At 74.7% G+C, this 17801-nt stretch carries 16 protein-coding genes, 1 tRNA gene and 1 pseudogene; 9 read left to right on the plus strand and 9 right to left on the minus strand.

Annotated elements, in window-relative coordinates:
* Positions 1-32: 32 nt before the first annotated feature.
* A complete protein-coding gene (locus ACN261_RS12545; RefSeq protein ID WP_421485391.1) occupies positions 33-515 on the plus strand; it encodes a DUF2231 domain-containing protein in 483 nt (160 codons plus the stop codon).
* Between the two features lie 903 nt (positions 516-1418).
* Positions 1419-1601, plus strand: a complete 183-nt coding sequence (locus ACN261_RS12550; protein WP_309236914.1) for a hypothetical protein — start codon at positions 1419-1421, stop codon at positions 1599-1601.
* A 130-nt stretch (positions 1602-1731) separates the two neighbouring features.
* On the opposite strand, the gene ACN261_RS12555 is transcribed toward ACN261_RS12550, so the two are convergent.
* A complete protein-coding gene (locus ACN261_RS12555) occupies positions 1732-2283 on the minus strand; it encodes a flagellar biosynthesis protein FlgA (RefSeq protein ID WP_421485392.1) in 552 nt (183 codons plus the stop codon).
* A 313-nt stretch (positions 2284-2596) separates the two neighbouring features.
* Here ACN261_RS12555 and ACN261_RS12560 point away from each other — a divergent pair, with 313 nt between their 5' ends.
* Positions 2597-2827, plus strand: a complete 231-nt coding sequence (locus ACN261_RS12560; protein WP_425853675.1) for a hypothetical protein — start codon at positions 2597-2599, stop codon at positions 2825-2827.
* A 62-nt stretch (positions 2828-2889) separates the two neighbouring features.
* On the opposite strand, the pseudogene ACN261_RS12565 reads toward ACN261_RS12560, so the two are convergent.
* Positions 2890-3090, minus strand: a pseudogene (locus tag ACN261_RS12565) (FmdB family zinc ribbon protein); the annotation flags it as partial.
* Positions 3091-3112: 22 nt separating this feature from the next.
* Positions 3113-3757: a 5-formyltetrahydrofolate cyclo-ligase gene (locus ACN261_RS12570; RefSeq protein ID WP_425850167.1), complete on the minus strand. Its 645-nt coding sequence runs from the start codon at positions 3755-3757 to the stop codon at positions 3113-3115.
* Positions 3758-3842: 85 nt separating this feature from the next.
* On the opposite strand from ACN261_RS12570, the gene ACN261_RS12575 reads away from it, so the two are divergent.
* The 6 genes from ACN261_RS12575 (at position 3843) to ACN261_RS12600 (ending at position 10385) form a co-directional block, all read left to right on the plus strand.
* Entirely contained in the window at positions 3843-6104 is a 2262-nt protein-coding gene (locus ACN261_RS12575) for a diguanylate cyclase (protein ID WP_421485396.1), read from the plus strand.
* A 9-nt stretch (positions 6105-6113) separates the two neighbouring features.
* Complete coding sequence (locus ACN261_RS12580) at positions 6114-7115, plus strand: UTP--glucose-1-phosphate uridylyltransferase (protein WP_421485398.1); 1002 nt, start codon at positions 6114-6116, stop codon at positions 7113-7115.
* Positions 7112-8404: a molybdopterin molybdotransferase MoeA gene (gene glp, locus ACN261_RS12585; protein WP_204927381.1), complete on the plus strand. Its 1293-nt coding sequence runs from the start codon at positions 7112-7114 to the stop codon at positions 8402-8404. Before ACN261_RS12580 ends, glp begins: the two co-directional genes overlap by 4 nt.
* A 91-nt stretch (positions 8405-8495) precedes the next feature.
* On the plus strand, positions 8496-9098 hold the full coding sequence (locus ACN261_RS12590) for a GNAT family N-acetyltransferase (RefSeq protein WP_421486988.1): 603 nt from the start codon (positions 8496-8498) through the stop codon (positions 9096-9098).
* Between the two features lie 178 nt (positions 9099-9276).
* Positions 9277-10080 carry a hypothetical protein gene (locus tag ACN261_RS12595; protein WP_425850171.1) on the plus strand — a complete coding sequence of 268 codons (804 nt, stop codon included), beginning with the start codon at positions 9277-9279 and terminating at the stop codon, positions 10078-10080.
* A 228-nt stretch (positions 10081-10308) separates the two neighbouring features.
* Positions 10309-10385: transfer RNA gene (locus tag ACN261_RS12600), tRNA-Ala, on the plus strand.
* Positions 10386-10461: 76 nt separating this feature from the next.
* On the opposite strand, the gene ACN261_RS12605 is transcribed toward ACN261_RS12600, so the two are convergent.
* The 6 genes from ACN261_RS12605 to ACN261_RS12630 all read right to left on the minus strand — a co-directional run bounded on the left by ACN261_RS12605 (position 10462) and on the right by ACN261_RS12630 (position 17779).
* Positions 10462-11337, minus strand: a complete 876-nt coding sequence (locus ACN261_RS12605) for a S1 family peptidase (protein ID WP_425850173.1) — start codon at positions 11335-11337, stop codon at positions 10462-10464.
* A 149-nt stretch (positions 11338-11486) separates the two neighbouring features.
* Positions 11487-12473 (minus strand): hypothetical protein, encoded by a 987-nt coding sequence (locus tag ACN261_RS12610; protein ID WP_425850175.1) that lies wholly within the window; start codon positions 12471-12473, stop codon positions 11487-11489.
* Between the two features lie 54 nt (positions 12474-12527).
* Complete coding sequence (locus tag ACN261_RS12615; RefSeq protein WP_421485404.1) at positions 12528-13184, minus strand: 4'-phosphopantetheinyl transferase family protein; 657 nt, start codon at positions 13182-13184, stop codon at positions 12528-12530.
* Positions 13185-13351: 167 nt separating this feature from the next.
* A complete protein-coding gene (locus ACN261_RS12620) occupies positions 13352-14131 on the minus strand; it encodes a peptidase (RefSeq protein WP_421486989.1) in 780 nt (259 codons plus the stop codon).
* The gene (locus ACN261_RS12625) at positions 14131-15411 is read right to left on the minus strand and encodes a VWA domain-containing protein (protein WP_421485405.1); all 1281 of its coding nucleotides are present in this window, start codon (positions 15409-15411) and stop codon (positions 14131-14133) included. The genes ACN261_RS12620 and ACN261_RS12625 overlap by 1 nt, the downstream gene beginning before the upstream one ends.
* A gap of 571 nt (positions 15412-15982) precedes the next feature.
* On the minus strand, positions 15983-17779 hold the full coding sequence (locus ACN261_RS12630) for a dolichyl-phosphate-mannose--protein mannosyltransferase (protein ID WP_425850179.1): 1797 nt from the start codon (positions 17777-17779) through the stop codon (positions 15983-15985).
* Positions 17780-17801: the final 22 nt, after the last annotated feature.

Here is a 17801-nt window from a genome sequence, read left to right on the forward strand (position 1 = left end):
CCGCAACCCGCATTCCACGCTCGGAGGTGTCGGTGTTCAAGGAGATCAACGGTCTGCCCGGTCACGTCCTGGTGGTCCACGCCGTGGTGGTCTTCGTGCCGCTGCTCGCGCTGCTCGCCAGCGCGTACGGGTTGGTGCCCCGCTGGCGGCCCCGCCTCGACTGGGCGGTGGCGATCCTGGCCGTGGTCACCCCGGTCCTCGCCTGGGTGGCGACCGAGTCGGGGGAGGCCTTCGAGGCGGCGCTGCGGGCGAAGGGCTACTCGCCCGAGCTGCTCGCCAAGATCCACGAGCACTCCGAGTACGGCGAGACGCTGCAGTGGTTCACCATCGGCCTGGCCGTGGCGGCGTTGCTGCTGCTGGCGGTGACCAGCAACCGGGTGCGTACCCCGGACCTGCCCGCCTGGACGACCTGGGTGCTGACCGCGATCACCGTGGTGCTGGCCGTGTTCGCCCTGGTCTACGTCTATCTCACCGGGGACAGCGGTGCCGCCTCGGTGTGGAGCAACACGTTCTGACCGGTGACCCCCGTCGGGCGGCGGTCAGAACAGCGCCCGGGAGCAGAGCAGGCAGAGCAGCACCAGCAGGACGACCCCGACCACCGCGCCGACGCTCCAGGTGATCCGTTGCGCCTGCTGCTCCGCGGCGTCCATCGCCTCCATGTCCTGCGCCGGCAGGGTGCGGGCCGGGGTCGCCGCCAGGTGTACGGGGGGACGCCAGCCCGGTGGCGGGGGCGTGGTCGGCGGTGGCCCGGCGTAACCAGCCGTCCCCGCCTGTCCCGCGCCCGTCCCTCCCGGGCCTGATGCCGCCCTGCCCGTTCCCGGTGGCGGCCCGCCCGATTGCGGTACCGGCCCGCCCGATTGCGGTACCGGCCCGCCTGTCCTGGGTGAGGGCTCATCCGTTCCCGGTGCCCCCGGGCCTGCCGTCGGTCCGGACGGCCCCGGGCCGGGTCCCGCATCGGACGGCACGCCCGGAGCGGGCTGGCCGGGCGTCGGGCCGGGTTGGGCGGCTGCGCCTTCCGAGCCGGCTACGGACTCTGTCTCTGTCGTGCCGGCCTCACTCGACCGGTCCGCGACGGGCGGGTGCGGCTGGGCGGAGGAAGCGGATGGCGGGGCGGGGTCCGTCTGTTCCGCCGTACCCGCTTCGCCCGACGGGGGCGGCGGTCCGGTGGGGGAGGGGGTGGGCGGGCGTCGCCAGTACTCGTCCTCGGGGCTGGCACCGCTGGGCGTCGTCACGCCGTCCGACGCTACCAACGTGAGGAGCCCGTCGGCCGGTCCGACGCGGCGGTCGTCGACCGGTGTCCCCGGCGCTGGTGGCGGTGCGGTCGGCTGCCTCCCGCCCGCTGGTCTCCGGGTGGGTGCCGGAGAAGGGCCTTCGGCGGTGCGCCGGGGTGGGGCCGGCGCGGGGTAGTGTTGCCGATCGTGAGCCCCGAGGACCCGGCCGGGCATGGCGTGCCCGGCGACGACGACCGTACGGTCGACCTCAGCGACGACTTCGTGGTGCTGCCCGAGCAGACCACCGACGACACCGACTTCGGTTGGGGTGAGCGCCGGGGCGGCAACGACGACTGGCTGCTCGCCGAGCGTCCCCCGCACTGGAGTTGACCCCGGGGCCGCCCGACCGGCGCGATCGCCGGCAAGATCCACTCATTGGTGCCGATGTTGCGGTATCCGGGGTGGGCGATGCCGCAACATCGGCCCCGCTGCGCGCCCCGAACCGCGCCCGACGAGTGGATCATCCCCGGATGACGACGCTGAAGCGGCTACCCTCCGGCTGGCCGACCGAGCGCTGGGCCTGGTCGGGTCGGACCGCCAGGTAGAGCGCGGACGAGCCGTCGACCGCGTTCCCACCCACCACGTCGAGCACCAGCGCGTCGGCTGCCAACAGGACCGTCTCACCGGCGTTGCGTCCCGCCGGGAGCACGAGCAGGTCGACCCGCGCGCCGGGGCGCAGGACCGCGAGGGCGGCCGGCTCGGCCAGGCGGACGGGCACTCCGACGAAGCCGCTCGGCAGCGGCAGCGCGGCCGGAGTCTCCCCGTCGGCGGCTCGATCACGGGCCGGAGCGGACCGGCCGGCGTCCTGCCCGTGCGGGGTGGCGACCCCGTCGGCGGCCGACGCGCTGGTGCCCGGTGTGGTGGGGGCGGGTCGGCCGGCGTCCAGGACGATCACCGCCAGCCCCAGCAGGACGGCGACCAGTACCGTGCGCAGCAGGGTCGCCCCACCCGGCCGACGCGGCCGGCGGAACGGTCGTAGCGAGCCGTCGCCGCCCGTGCCCCTGGCCGCCATGACCCACCTCCGCCCGTCCACCGGGATGCCCCGATGACCTCCCGGCTCAGCAGGCTAGGCGGAAACCACACCCCTCACGAGCCGTCGTCCACAACCTGTGGACAACGGCTCCCCCTGTGGAAAACCCCACCCACCCACCCAACCACCCCCACTCCCCGCTCGACCCACCCCCGCCCCGGGGTGGTGATCAAGAGGTTTGCGTCATCCGCCGAGATCCACTTGACGCAAACCTCTTGATCAACCCGGGCTGGCGGGGGTGCGGGCTTGCGGGGGCGGGTGCGGGAGGCGGGGCGGGGGTCAGGAGGAGGTGCTGGTGGCGGGGGACTTGGTGGAGCTGGACGAGCCGGACGACGGGGACCCGCCCGAGCCGGATGCCGAACCCGAGCCGGACGACGAGGACCCGCCCGAGCCGGACGACGAACCCGAGTTGGACGACGAGCCGGAACCCGAGGAGTCTCCGCCGGACGAGGAACCCTCCGACTTCGCCGGCTTCGCCCCGCCGCTCTTGCCCTCGCTGCCGGAGGCCCGGGAGTCGGTGCGGTAGAAGCCGGAGCCCTTGAACACGACCCCGACCGAGTTGAAGACCTTGCGCAGCCGCCCCTCGCACGTGGGGCACTCGGTCAGCGGCTCGTCGGAGAACGACTGCACCGCCTCGAGCTGGTGGCCGCACGCGGTGCAGGCGTACTGGTACGTGGGCACGTTCTCCTCCGGATCTGGTACGGCCGGTTGGCACTCGACGTATTCGAGTGCCAATGGTGCGTCATCGGACCCGGGTTCGTCCAGCGGACGTGATCGTCCTCCGTCCACCGGGCGTCCCCGGCCCGCAGCGTCAACCCATCGAATGATCAACGGAGTCGGGCACCGGAAGCGCGAGGAGCCCGTCCGCCGGGGTGAGCGCGGCGCCCACCGCCCGGTCGTGCGGCTGGGCGGGCAGCGCCGGGAGCAGTTCGCCGTCGTGCAGCAGCGCCACGGTCAGGGTGGCCGCCGGCACCCGGGCCAGGGCCCGGTCGTAGGAGCCGCCGCCCCGCCCCAACCGCAGACCGTGCCGGTCCACCGCCACCGCGGGCACCACCACCAGGGTGGCTCCGACGATCGCCGTCCGGCCGAGCCGGGGGCCGTCCGGCTCGCGCATGCCCCGGCCGGCGGCGACCAGGGTGCCCGGCCCGGCGTACGCGGCCCAGTCCAGGTCGAGGTCGTCGCACAGCACCGGCAGCAGCAGTTCCGCCCCGGCCGGCAGGGCGGCCCGCAGCACGTCGGGCAGGTCGGGACCGCCCGGCTCGGAGCCGACCGGCACGTACCCGGTCATCCGGGCCGGCCGCAGCCGGCGTACCAGCGCGGTCAGCTCCGCCTGGACGCGCGCCGCGGCGGCGGCCCGCCGGGGGGCGGTGAGCGCCCGACGGCGGGCGAGCAGCGCGACCCGCGTCTCGCGTTTCGCCGCGTGGACGGCTTCCGCTTCATCAGAAAAATCGGGCACGCAACACTCCTGACGCAACGCTGTCAACGCGGTTGCTCTGTGTCAGCATCGCAGGAACGGGCCTGGAACTTCCGGGGGGACAGCGTTGACGCTACGCGGGCGGTTGACGGCGGCCTTCCTCACGGTGGTGCTCGGTCCGGTGCTGCTCGGCGCGGTCTTCGTCGGCACCACACTGTCGACGGTGGACCGCAGCCGGTCCACCGAGCGCCTCGGCCTGGCCGCGTCCGCCGTGCGTACCTCGATCGACGCGCTCTGCCAGCAGTTGCGGGCCGCCGCCGACGCGGTGGCCCTGCGCCCCGACCCGGCGACCCGGGCGGGCGCGGCCGGTCAGGTGGTCAGCCGGGGCCTGGCCGCCGCCGTGCTGGTCACCGACGTGGCCGGCGGCACCACGTACGCCACTCCGGGCGGACCGGCGACCCCCTGGCGGGACTGCACGGGAACGGCCCGCAGCGGCGGGCCGGTGCGGGCGCTGAGCGCCCGGGTGGACCTGCGCGACCCGGCCGGCACGCCGCTCGGCACGGTGGCCGCCGCCGAGGTGGTCGACCCGGCGTTCGTGGCCCGGCTGGCCGCCGCGACCGGTGTCGCGGTCACCCTGCTCGACGACGCCGACGGCCCCGACCGGATCACCCACACCACCGAGACCCGTCGGGTACGCGACGCGGTGCTCGCCGCCGCCGGCTCCCTCGACGGCGACCGGGTCACCGCGACCCCCGACGGCCGGTACGTCAGGCGGCTCGGACCGGCCCCCGGGCAGCCGCTGCCGCTGGTGCTCTCGGTCGCCGGTGAGCGGCCGTCGGGTCTGCCGGCGGCGCTGGTCGGGGCGGTGCTGCTGGCCGCCGTGCTGGCGGTGCTGACCGCGTGGCGGCTGGCCCGGGTCACCACCCGGCCGCTGGTGGAGCTGGCCGGGGCGGTGGACCGGGTGGCCCGGGGCGACCTGACCACCCGGGTGCCGGTGCGCAGCCGGGACGAGATCGGCCGGCTCGCCGCCGCGTTCAACCGGATGATCCGGGAGACCGCGGGGTACGTGACCGCGCTGACCAGCAGCCGGGACCAGTTGCGCGGGCATCTCGGGGTGCTCGGGGACACCCTGGCCAGCACCCACGACCTGCAACGCATCCTGCGGGTGATCCTGCACAGCGCCATCGCGGCGACCGGGGCGCGGGCCGGGGCGGTGCTGCTGCGCGACGACGGGGCGACGCTCGTCGGGCAGTGCGCCGAGGGGCTGGCCGGGCGCTGCCCGGCGGGCACCGAACCGGAGGAGCTGCGGGTGCCGGTCGGCGCGGGGGTGGCCGGTGCGGTCGCCGCCACCGGCGAACCGCAGCGGGGCCGGGTGTCGCCCGGGGCGACGCCGCCCGGCGAACCGTGGTGCGAGACGTACGTGGCGGTGCCGTTCACCGCACCCGGCGGGGACGCCACCGGTCGGGAGCCGGCGGTCGGCGTGCTGGTCCTCTACGACCGGCTGGGCGGCGACGAGTTCGACGACGACGACCTGGCCACCCTGCGGACCTTCGCCGGGCACGCGGCGGTGGCGGTGGAGAACGTCCGGGTGCACGAGGAGGCGCAGCGGCTGTCGCTGACCGACCCGTTGACCGGGCTGTGGAACTACCGCTACCTGCGTGAGTCGTTGCGTCGGGAGGTGGAGCGGGCCAGCCGGTTCGGTCGGATGCTCAGCATCCTCGTCCTCGACCTGGACCGCTTCAAGACCGTCAACGACAGTTACGGGCACGCCGCCGGGGACGCGGTGCTCGCCGAGTTCGCCCGCCGGGTGCGCGGCGAGATCCGCGAGGTGGATCTCGCCTTCCGGCAGGGCGGCGAGGAGTTCGTGGTGCTGCTGCCGGAGACCGACGCCCGGGGCGCGGCGACCGTGGCCGAGCGGTTGGGCGCGGCGGTGCGGGACACGCCGGTCGTGGTGCCGGGCCACGCGGGAGCGCCGACGACGATCGCGGTGTCGGTCTCCATCGGCATCGCCGTCTATCCCGACCACGCCAGCACCGGTGTGGAGGTGCTGGACGCCGCCGACGAGGCGTTGTACGCGGCCAAGGGTGCCGGTCGCGACGGCTACCGGGTGGCGACCGCCCGGCCCCGCCCGGCCCCGCCCGGGGACGGTCCGGCCGCCGGGATCGCCGTACCGGCGGGCGCGACCAGCCCGGACGACGGCCTGCCCCGCGCCGGGCCGCCCCCCGTCGACCGGCCGCCCGCCCACCGGCCGTCCCCCGACCGGGGTCCCGTCGACGACCTGCCGGCCGACGGGTCGACGGGTCGGCACGCCGTCGGCGCTCCCGGTGTGACGCAGCCGGGCGGCGCGTCTTCCGGTCCTCACCCGCCGCGGCAGAGCCGTGGCCGATAGTCTCGCGGCATGTCGGAGCACTCAGCGAACCCCTCAACGACCGCCGCGACCGGTCGCGCCCGCGCGGTCAAGGCCGTGATCCCGGCCGCCGGCCTGGCCACCCGGTTCCTGCCGGCCACGAAGGCGGTGCCCAAGGAGCTGCTGCCGGTGATCGACCGACCGGTGCTCCAGTACATCGTCGAGGAGGCCGCCCAGGCCGGCATCGGTGACGTGCTGCTGATCACCGGGCGGGGCAAGACGTCGATGGTGGACCACTTCGACCGTCGCCCCGACCTGGAGGCCCGGCTGGAGGCCAAGGGCGACGCGGACCGGCTCGCCGCGGTCAAGCGCCCCAGCGAGCTGGCCGAGATCTACACCTGCCGCCAGCCGGAGCAGCTCGGCCTCGGCCACGCCGTCGGGTACGCCGAGTCGCACGTCGGCGACCAGCCCTTCGCGGTGCTCCTCGGCGACGAGTTCGTCAAGCCGTCCGAGCCGCTGCTGCCGGCCATGTTGGAGCTCCAGGCCCGTACCGGCGGGGTGGTGCTGGCCTTCTTCGAGGTCGACCCGGCCGAGACCAAGCGGTACGGCATCGCCTCGGTCGAGCCGGCCGGGGCCGAGCTGACCGACATCGGCGAGGTCGTGAAGGTCACCGGCATGGTGGAGAAGCCCCAACCGGAGGACGCCCCGAGCAACCTGGCCGTCCTCGGCCGGTACGTGCTGCCGGGGCGGATCTTCGACGCGATCCGGCGTACCGAACCGGGCAGCGGCGGGGAGATCCAGTTGACCGACGCGATGGAACTGCTGCGTAGCGAGGGGGTGCCGGTGCACGCGATCGTCTACCGGGGCACCCGCTACGACACCGGCATGCCGCTGGGCTACCTCCAGACAGTCGTGCAGATCGCCGCCGAGCGGGAGGACCTCGGCACCGAGTTCCGCGCCTGGCTGACCGAGTTCGTCAACAACGGCGACGAGACGGTCACGGCGGCGGTCCTCAACGGGGTACGCGACGCGGCGGGCGGCTCCGGTACATGACCTCGACGGCCGACGCCGAGGCGGCCGCGAACGAGTTGACGCCGCTCGCCGACTACCTGGGCAGCGTGCTGCGCAGGTTGCGCGCGCTGCCTCCGCTCGACCTCGACCTCACCCAGGCGTACGGCAACGTCCTCGCGTCCGACGTCGTCGCCCCGCACTCGTTCCCCGCCTTCGACCAGGCGGCGGTGGACGGGTACGCCGCGCGCTGGGAGGACCTCGTCGGGTACGGCCCGGTCCCCACCCAGGGGCCGGGCCGTCCGGTACGCCTCAACGTGGTCGGTGACCTGGGGGCGGCGAGTTGGCGACCGGTCCGGCTCACCCCCGGCTCGTGCTTCTCGGTGGCCGCCGGTGCGCCCATGCCGATCGCCGCCGACGTGGTGGTGCCGGTGGAGTGGACCGACCAGGGCATGGCCGCGGTGGAGATCTTCCGTACCCCCAAGCGGGGGTACGGCGTCCGCCGCGCCGGTGAGGAACTGCCCGCCGGCACCGTCCTCGCCCGCGCCGGCACCTACGTCGCCCCGGCGCTGGTGGCCGTGTTCGCCGCCACCGGCATCGGGCACGTGGTGGTCCGGCCCAGCCCCCGGGTGGTCATCGTGGCCACCGGTGACGAGCTGGTCGACGTGGGCCGGGGCAGCCAGCCCGGTCAGGTGGTGGACGCCAACTCGCACGCGTTGACCGCCGCCGCCGCCGAGGTGGGCGCGCTGGCGTACCGGGTGGGGATCTGCGACGACGACCCGGAGGGGTTGCGCGGCCTGCTGGAGGACCAGACCCTGCGGGCCGATCTGATCATCACCACCGGCGGCACCGGCACCGGCCCCGGCGACATGGTCCGGCGGATCCTGTCCCGTCGGGAGGGTGGCCGGGCCGGGCCGGTGACCTTCACCGATGTGGCGCTGTACCCCGGCACTGCCCTCGGGTTCGGTACCGTCGGCGCCGAGGAGGTGCCGGTGGTGTGTCTTCCCGGTGAGCCCGGTGCGGCGTTGATCGGTTTCGAGGTGCTGGCCCGGCCGGCGATCCAGCTGCTGGCCGGCGCGGAGCCGGTGTTCCGGCCGAGCGTCCGGGCGCACCTGCTGGAGACCATCTCGTCGCCCGGCGGGCTGCGGGAGTTCCGCCCCGCGCACGTGGCCGAGCGGCGCGGCGGGGGCTACACGGTGCAGCCGCTCAGCGGTGGGCCGTACACCCTGTCCGGGCTGGCCGAGGCGAACGGCCTGATGGTGCTCGGCGAGCGGGTGACCACGGCGGCGGCCGGTTCCACCGTGGACGTGCTGCTGCTGGACCGGCGGCGGTGAGCCGGTCCGGGCGTGCCGACGCCCCGGTGGCGGACGGGAGGTCGGCGCGGTGAGCTGGTTCGGGCGGGCACCGGGATGGCCTGTGGTGCTGATGGACGGTCCGGTGGTGTTGCGGCCGTACCGCCGTTCCGACGCCGGCGCCTGGTCGTCGGTGCGCCGGGCGAACCAGGCCTGGTTGGCGCCCTGGGAGTCGCACCTGCCGGGCAGTTGGGACGAGACGAATTCGCCTGCCGCGTTCCGTTACGTGCATGCCGACCAGCGGCGCTCGGCGCGTACCGGCGAGGGGATGCCGTTCGCGGTCTGCCTGCGTGAGGACGGCCGGGAGCAGTTGGTGGGGCACCTGAACGTGGGCAACATCGTCCGGCGGGCGTTCTGCTCCGGGTACGTCGGCTACTGGGTGGACTCTCGGGTGGCCGGGCGCGGGGTGATCCCCACCGCGATGGCGCTCGCCGTCGACCACGCGTTCGGCCCGGGTGGACTGCACCGGGTCGAGGTGAACATCCGGCCGGAGAACAAGCCGTCCCGGCGGGTGGTGGAGAAGCTGGGCTTCCGCGAGGAGGCGTACCACGTCCGCTACATGCACATCGACGGGGCCTGGCGTGACCACATCGGATATGCGATGACCAGCGAGGAGGTGGCCGCCGAGGGCGGTCTGCTGGCCCGCTGGCACCGGATGCGTCACGACGCCGGGTGAACCGTCCCACGCGTGGGATGCGGCGCGGCGTGTCGGCATCCCGGTCGGTGGCCCGTAACCTCAAGTAACTGCAAGCTGCGGCAAGCGCTGCCCGGCCGCAGGATCTGCGCCCAGGGCGAGATTTCGGGGAAGATCCTGCTGTCGACCGGCGGTTGCCCCGAATTCGGTGACGGGAGGGGTGAGGGTGCCGACCTCGGTGCTCCTCGCCGTCCTCGCCGCCGCCGGTCTGCTCGCCCTCGCGCCGGCCCTGGTCCGCCGGTACGACGCCACCGAGCGGCTGGTGGCGGAGCGGGCGCAGTCGACGGCGCGGGTGCTCCAGCGCCGTCGGCGGCGTCGTACTGTCCCCGGCCGGCGGCCGGTCAACCAGCCCCGGGCGCTCGTGGTCACCCTGGCCGAGGACGCCGCCACCGGGAACCTCGGCGTTCCCGTCTCCGCGCCGCCGGCCCGCCGCGCCACCCCGCCCGCCACGCGTCGGTCGGGTCGCCTGCGGGCCGTGCCGCCCGCCGCCCGGCAGGCCCGCCGCCGTCCGCCCCGGCACCACACCCCGGCCGTCTACCGGCGGCGTCGGGTGCTCGCCGCGCTGCTGCTGCTCAACTTCGTCGAGCTGGTCGGCGTGGTCGTGGTCAGCCCCGGCTTCTGGATCAGCTTCTCGGTCACCGCCACGCTACTCGCGGTGTACGTCGTACACCTGCGGCGGCGGGCGCTGGCCGAGCGTCGGCGGCGACGGATCCGGGCCCGGGAGGCCGCCTGGTTGGCCGCCCGGCAGGCCGAGGTACGCCGGGAGCAGGCCCGTCGGGCGGCGGCCCGCCGGGAGGCGCAGCGCCGTCTCGCCGCGCAACGCGAGGCGGTACGCCGTACCGCGATGGGCCTGGACCGGCCGACCGATCTGCCGGCGGCGGCCAGCGGGGGCGGCTCGGTGTCCTACCGCCGCTCCGGCGGCCTGCGTGGCCGCCCCTACCAGTCCGGCCGCGACCCCCGCTGACCCCGCCCGGGTGCCCCGCCTGGCCGGGCGTCCCGGTGGTCGACCCGCCTGGGCCGAAACAGTGGCTTCCGGGCGGTCTGATGCCGCTACCTGGGCCCACGGGCGCGGGCGGATCGTCGGTGGGCGCGGCGGGAGGGGTGATTCGCCCGGGAGGCGGGTGGGCTGTTAGTCTTGGCGCCGGCCCGCCCGGTGAAAGCCGGGTGGGACCGAAGCCGGTCCACCGGCGGAGGGGCTGTGGCGCAGTCTGGTAGCGCACCTCGTTCGCATCGAGGGGGTCTGGGGTTCGAATCCCCACAGCTCCACCAGGAAGTTCATGATCAAGGGCGGGTCTCCGAGCGGGAGGCCCGCCCTTGATCATGTAACCCGGGTCGACGGGGCCGCTCAGGGGAGGGTGACGCCGTAGGCGGCCAGGATCTCGGCGACCGGCTGGTAGTAGGTGCTGCCCCCGCTGGTGCAGTTGCCGCTGCCGCCGGAGAGGATGCCGATGATCACCCCGGTCGCGGCGACGTAGAGCGGGCCGCCGCTGTCGCCCGGCTCGGCGCAGATGTTGGTGCGGATCAGCCCGGACACGCTGCCCTCGGCATAGTTGACCGTCTGGTTGAGGGCGGTGACGGTGCCGCACCGCACGCCGGTGGTGGAACCGCTGCGGCAGACGGCCTGCCCGACGTACGCGGTGCCGACGCCGTTGAGGGTGAGCAGCCCCGGATAGGTGTAGACGGCGCTCGGGTGGCTGACCCTGCCGGTGTAGCGGACCAGGCCGTAGTCGTTGACCGGGAAGCTGCTGCCGGTCCGGGTGCCCAGCGCGGTCGTCTGACCGCTGTCGGCGTACCAGGTGGTGGCGGTGGCGGTGCAGTGGCCGGCGGTGAGGAAGTAGTACGTGCTGCCGCTGTGCACGTTCGCGCCCAGTGAGCACTTGGCACCGCCACCGTAGATGCTCTGTCCACCGGCGATGAGCAGGCGCAGCCGGCCGGGTTCGCGGCGCACGTCCGCGCCCTCCCGGGCGGCGAGGGCGCGCAGCGCGTGTAGCTGCTCCGGTGCGACGGTGTCGTCGACGGTGAGCGTCGGCCGCCCGGTCGTCGGGTCCGGGCCCCACGCGGTGCCGACGGTGCGTACCTGTGCCAGCCCCGCCGCGGCCGGTGGGCCGCTGACGCCGGGGTCGGCGGCAGCCGGGTGGTCGACGCCGGCGTACGCGGCGGCCGGGGTCGCCGGCAGCAGGGTGACGGCCAGGGTCAGGGCGACGAGCGAGAGACGACGCATCCCCCACCTCCAAATCGATCGCTGTGGGTCGATGCGTCAAGCATCCGCCGGTGCCGGACCCGATTCAAGGCACGGCAGCGATCCCGGCCCTCACGACGCCGACGGGCCGACCCCCTGGCAGGGGGCCGGCCCGTCGGACGGATCGGTGCTCAGGGCTTCCAGGAACCGGCCGCCTTGAACTTGTGCTGGTACTCGACCACGCCGTTCTTGTCAGCCACGTCGAACACCACCGAGCCGGCACGCTTGCTGCCGGCCGGGATGCCGCTGCCCGAGTCGAGCAGGTCGCCGCCGCAGCCGGAGAACGCGCCGGCCAGGCCGTTGACCGTGGTCCCGTCGTCGGCCACCCACTGGAAGTAGAACGGGTTGATCGACGAGGTGCCCTTGGTCACCGTGGCGGTGACGTCGGCGATCAGGTACATGCCCTTGTTGGGCGGCGGCGCGAACGAGCGGCAGCCCTTGGTCGAGGTGCTGAAGCTCCGCAGGGTGATCTCGATGGTGCCGTCGTCGTCGCTGATCACCAGCGTCTGGCCGGCCCTGAGGTTGAACGCCTGGTCGGTGGACGACGGCGCCGCCGACGGTGGGTCACCGGGCAGCCCCGGCGCCGCCGTGACACCGGGGGTGGGCACCGAGGGCCGGTACTCCCGGCCCGCGTCGTCGGACTGCTTGCCCCCGACGACCATCAGGGCGATGATGCCGCCGCAGCAGAGCAGCACCACCAGGGCGACCACCAGGCCGACGACGATCCAGACGTTCCTGGCCGACGAGCCGGCCGGCTTCGCCGGACCCAACGGATAGCCGGGCCCGCCCGGCGGCGGCGGATAGCCCCCGCCGGGCGGCGGCGGGTAACCCCCGCCGGGCGGCGGCGGGTAACCCCCGCCCGACACCGGCGGATAGCCCGCGCCCGACACCGGCGGATAGCCCGCACCGGAGACCGGCGGCGTGCCCCCGGGCTCGTACGACGGCTGCGGCGCCCCCGACACCGGCGGCGGCGCGTACGGTGACGGCGGGGCGTACGGGTCGGAGTAGGGCGGGTCGGGGACCGGGGGTGGCGCAGCGGTCGGGTCGACCGGGTAGTACTGCCCGGGGGGCGGCTGGTGCGGGTCCTGGGGCCCGTAGGGGGGCTGGGGCTGGTTCACCGTACTCCTCGTTCGACGGTCGGCACTCGGGGAAGCTGGGGTGGCGGCAACGGGTCAGGGCAGGTGCAGCACGGCCGCCGTACGGACCAGGTCGTCCTCGACCGCGAACCGGCCGGTGACCACGGTGGGCGGGTCCGCCACGGTGGCCGCCGACACCCGGGCCGGGGAGATCCGGGCGGTGAAGACCCCCGAGTCCGGGTCCAGGTCGACGGTGGCGTCCAGGAAGTCCAACCAGGAGCCCACCACCGGATGCCAGACCTTGTAGACGGTCTCCTTGGCGCTGAACACCACGATCGGCCAGCTCACCCCGCCGGGGAGCCGGGCCAGCCGGTCCTTCTCCTCGGGGTGCAGGATCATCCGGTGTACCCCCGGGTCGAGGTCGCGCTGCCGTTCGGCGTCCATGCCGACCGCGCGCAGGTCGCTGCTGCGGGCGACCGCGGCGGCGCAGTAGTCCCGGGTGTGGGTGATGGTGCCGATCAACCCGGCCGGCCAGACCGGTGCCCGGCTCGGCGCGGTGGGGACGGGCGTGGCCGGCAGGCCGAGCGCGGTCATCGCCCGTCGGGCACAGACCCGACCGGCGGTGAAGTCCCGCCGTCGGCGCTCCACCGCCCGCTCGCCCAGCCCGGCCCGTTCCTCCGGGAGCAGCTCACCGACCCAGTCGGCGGTCCCGGCGACCGCCACCGAGACGGCCGCCGGCAGCAGGTCACGCATCAACCCACCCCTTTCCGGTACGACCACGCCCGGTCCGCCCGGTGCGCGGACCAACGGCCATGGCTGGTGAACGTACCGCAACCGGGCGACACGGCAGGGTCCCGTGGCGGCCCGGTCCCCTCCGGCGCGGCGACGGCCACGCCCGACGGGACCGGGCACCGGGTGGGTCAGGGGCGGCGGGGCCGGCGGGTCAGCGCGAAACCGACCACCCCGGCGACGGCGGCGAGCGCGCCACCGACGGTGCTCCACGCCCAGCGTGAGCCGAGCGCGGGCAGCCAGTCGCCGTCGAACCAGTCGTCGTCGGCCTCGGCGGGGGCCGCCGCCGGATCGCCGGTCAGCACCGCACCGGCCCGGGTGTTCGGCACCAGCGGCGCCTTCAGCTCGCCGTCGTCGCGGGAACCCCCGCCCTGCGCCGAGAGCAGCAGTTCGACGTCGACCGGCTGTCCCAGGTCGGCCTCGGGCAGGTCGGTCACCGACAGCCGGACGTAGTAGGTGCCCGGCAGCGGGTCGGCCGACCACGGTTCCGCCCACGAGCGCACCTGCCGCAGCGTGCAGCCCAGCGCCACGCTGCCCGCCGAGGCGGCCACCGTCGGGGTCTGCGCCCCGGCCGTGCACGCCTGCCGGCGGCGCAGCCCGTCGAACACCTCCACCGTCCAGGTGGACGCGCCGGTGCGGGCCTTGGGCAGCGACACCGTCGCGGCGATCTCATGCCGTTGCCCGGCCGAGGCGGGGAACGACCAGTACAGGAAGTCGCCGGTGGAGGCGTCGACCCGGACCGGTTGGCCGGCCGTGATGCCGGTGGCGGTCAGGAACGACGTCCCGGCCCGGGTGACCGGGGTGGCCCCGGGGGAGGGGGTGGGCGCGGCCGTGGCCGGGGCCGGGGCGGCGAGCAGGGTCAGGCCGGCGGCGGCCAGCGCCGCGCCGCCCCGGATGATCGGGGTACGCATCAGTTCGTCCTCCACGTCGCCACCCACCAGCGGGTGAGCAGTCCGACGACCAGGCCGGTGACCAGGCCGGCCAGGGTGAGCAGGAGCAGCAGCACCCAGCCGCGCCCCAGGTCCGGCGCGGCCGGTGCGGGTGACGAGGCGACCACGTCGATGGTCAGCTCGACCGGCATGCCGGGTTCGGCCCGGGTTCCCGGACGCGGCGCGAACGCGTTGCTGACCACCAGGCAGACGGTGGTGGCCGGCACCGGCGTGTCGGTCGCCGACGGGCTCGGCGACGCCCCGTCCTCCGTCTGCGACCAGCGCAGCCCCGCCGACACCACGTCGGTACGGCCACTGCCGGCGTCGACGCCCCGGACCAGTTCCCGCCCGTCGGTGGCGGTGGCCCGCAGCAGCACGGCGTGGTCGGGGTTCACCGGGCGGTCGAGCGCCACGCTGACCGACGCGCGCAACTCCTGGCCCGGCCGGACGGGCACCCGGTACCACCGGTGCTCGGAGAACGCCTCCCGGTCGGCGTAGACGCCGGGGGCGAGCAGTGGCGCGTCCGCGCACTCGCCCCGCCCGGTGACGACGGTCGGGGCGGCGGTGTAGGTGTCCTTCGCCCGTTCGACGAGCTGCTTGATCCGGCCGGTCAGCTCGTCGGCGCTCTGTGCCGCCGTGTAGGTGCCGCCGGTGGCGGTGGCGATGCAGAGCAGTTGCCGGCGGACCTTCTCGTCCGGGGCCAGGCCGAGCGTGTCGACCACCAGCTTGGTGCCCTGTGCGGCCAGTTCCCGGGCCACCTCGCACGGGTCGGGCGGGGCGCAGGTGTCCTCGCCGTCGGTGATCAGCACGATCCGGCGGGCGGTCGTACCGGTGCCGAGGTCCCTGGCGGCGGACCGCAGGGCCAGCCCGACCGGGGTGAAGCCGGTCGGTCGCAGCGTCGCCACGGCCGCCTTGGCCGCCGTCCGGTCGACCGGACCGACCGGCACGATCTGCTGGGTGTCCAGGCAGCCCTGTTTCTTGTCCTTGCCCCGGTAGGTCGCGCCGAGCACCCGGATGCCGAGCTGGGTCTCCTCGGGCAGCGCGTCGACCACCTCGTTGAACGCCTGCTGGGCGACGGAGATCCGGCTGCGTCCGTCGATGTCGTTGGCCCGCATCGAGCCGCTCACGTCGAGCACCAGCTCGACCTTGGGCGGCTCGGCGGGCTCCTCGCCTTCGGCGTGGGCGGGTGCGGGGCCGGTCAGCGTGGTCGCCGCCAACACTCCGATCAGGACGGCCGTCGATCGTCGTCTCGTGTTGATCACCGGGCGAAGTGTAGTGAGATCCACAGTGGAGCCCCACCGGGGTGTGGCGGCGGGAGTCTCGACCACGGGATTGCCCGGTCGGCACGCCGGGTGGTCGTTCGACCCTCCGGCCCGTCGCCCGGGAGGGGGCGATGACCGTCCGTTAGATGCTAGATGTAAACCATTTGCCGCGCGATGCATCGGTCGGAAATCTGACCCAAGTCGACCCGTTGTGCCGGTGGCACAACGTGGTTAAGCTCTCCTTGCGCGCCCCAATCGCCCGCTTCCCCCGTGGCAGGCGATCGGGGCGCGCCCTTTTGTCCCGGCACACGCATGGGACACCTCCCGGCGTCGTCGATCCCCACCGCCCACGCCTCCGCCCCGTCAGCGTGGCCCCCTACGCGCCCCTGCCGGCGTCGCTCCTGCTCCCTCCACCCGGCCCCGGGTCATGCCGGCAACCCGCGTCGCCTCCACTGGGGAGCATCGACGGGCGGGGTGCCCTCAACGACGTCCGCCCCACCGGCTCCCGCCGCCGGGGTTCGGGATCCGGGCGGCGGCAGGGCGGTGGGGCGGGCGGCGGGTGCGGGGGCGGTCAGATCCAGCGGCCGTCCAGCCACATCCGGGCGGACCAGTCGTCGTAGGGCAGGATGTTGCCCACGAAGATCGGGTAGAAGTAGGCGAAACAGAGCGCCACCAGCAGCACGTACGCGCCGACGATGACCCCGCCGACCAGTCGCCGGTCGGCGAGCTGTTCCGCCGCCGCCGCGTCAGCCTCCGCGACGACCACGGTGGCCTTCGGCTCGGCGGGCTCGCCGGTGTCCGGTGTGCCGCCGTCCGGTCCCGTGCCGTCGCGCGCCGCATCGTCCGGTGCGGTGCCGACCCGACCGGCCGGGGCGGCGCGCTCTCCGACGGCGGGGGTGGCGATCGCGCCGAGCACGTACACCACGCTCAGCACCAGGAACGGCAGCGCCGGGGCGGCGTAGAAGGAGAACATCGTCCGGCCGTCGAGGGCGTACCAGAACCAGGGCAGCAGGCCGGCGGCCACGGCCACCAGGAACGCCCCGGCCCGCCAGTCGCGGCGCGCGATGCCGAGCCAGAGCGTGGCGGCCAGGGCCGGCAGGAACGACCACCAGAGCAGCGGCGTGCCCAGCAGCAGGATCTCCGACGCGCAGGTGGGTGCGCCACACGCGCCGTCGCCGGACCAGTGGAACGCCACCGGCCGGCCGAGCAGCAGCCACTGCCAGGGCCACGACTGGTACTTGTGCGCGGTCTCCAGGCCGGTGTGGAACTCGAACGCCGCCTTGTGGTACTGGAACAGGTTGGTCAGCGCGCCGATGACGGGGGTGTCGCTGAGCCCCGGCACGTTCGGGTACCGGGACGCGATCCGGTAGTAACCCTCGTCGGAGAGCAGCCACCCCGACCAGGTGGCCAGGTAGGTGCCGATCACCAGCACCCCGGCGAGCACCAGCCAGGGCAGCTCGTCCAGGAGCGTGTCGCGCCACGGCCGGCGGACCCCGACCGACCGGCGCAGGCCGACCTCCCAGAGCAGGACCAGCAGCCCGAAGGCCGGCACGAACCAGATCGCGCTCCACTTCACCGCGCACGCGCACCCGAGCAGCGCCCCGGCGAGCAGCCGCCACCAGGGCCAGTTCCGCCAGCCGCCGGCGGGGCGACCGGCCCGGCCGGCTGCGGTCGGGTCGAGGCCGGCGTCGAGCGCGTGGGCCCAGCGCCGTCGGCGGGCGTCCCGGTCGAGCACCAGCGCGCCGAAGGCGGCCAGGATGAACAGCGGCAGGAAGATGTCGAGCAGCGCGGTGCGGGAGAGCACCAGGTGGAAGCCGTCCAGGGCGAGCAGCAGGCCGGCGGCGCAGCCGAGCGTGGTGGAACGGAACAACCGGCGGGCGATGCGGGTGATCATCAGCACCGTGAGGATGCCGGCCACCGCCGAGGCGATCCGCCAGCCGAACTCCGGGGCGGTGGTCATCAGGTGGCCCGGCACGGAGATGTTGGTCTCCGCGTCCTGGTAGCCGAAGGCCCACTCGCCGAGCCCGATCAGCCACTTGCCCAGCGGCGGGTGGACCACGTACGACGGGCCGTTGTCCTTGTAGTTCCACTCGACGCCCTTGTCGATCAGGCCGTAGCCGTCACGGGCGTAGTAGATCTCGTCGAAGATCTTGCCCTTGGGGCTGCTGAGCCCGAGCAGCCGCAGGACGGCGGCGATCGTCACCACGACGGCGGTGGCGATCCACGAGTTCACGTCGAGCCGGGACTCGACGGTGGCGAGTCGTCGCCTGACGATCGCCGGCACGCCGCCCCCTCCGGCCTCGGGAGGGGGTGCCTCCGGGTCGGTCCGGTCCGCGCTCGCACTCTGTGCTGTCGACGCACTCGTCACCCGGCGATCGTAGGCTGCGAAG

Origin of the sequence: Micromonospora sp. WMMD723 (assembly GCF_049863385.1) — a bacterium.
GTDB lineage: Bacteria > Actinomycetota > Actinomycetes > Mycobacteriales > Micromonosporaceae > Micromonospora > Micromonospora wenchangensis.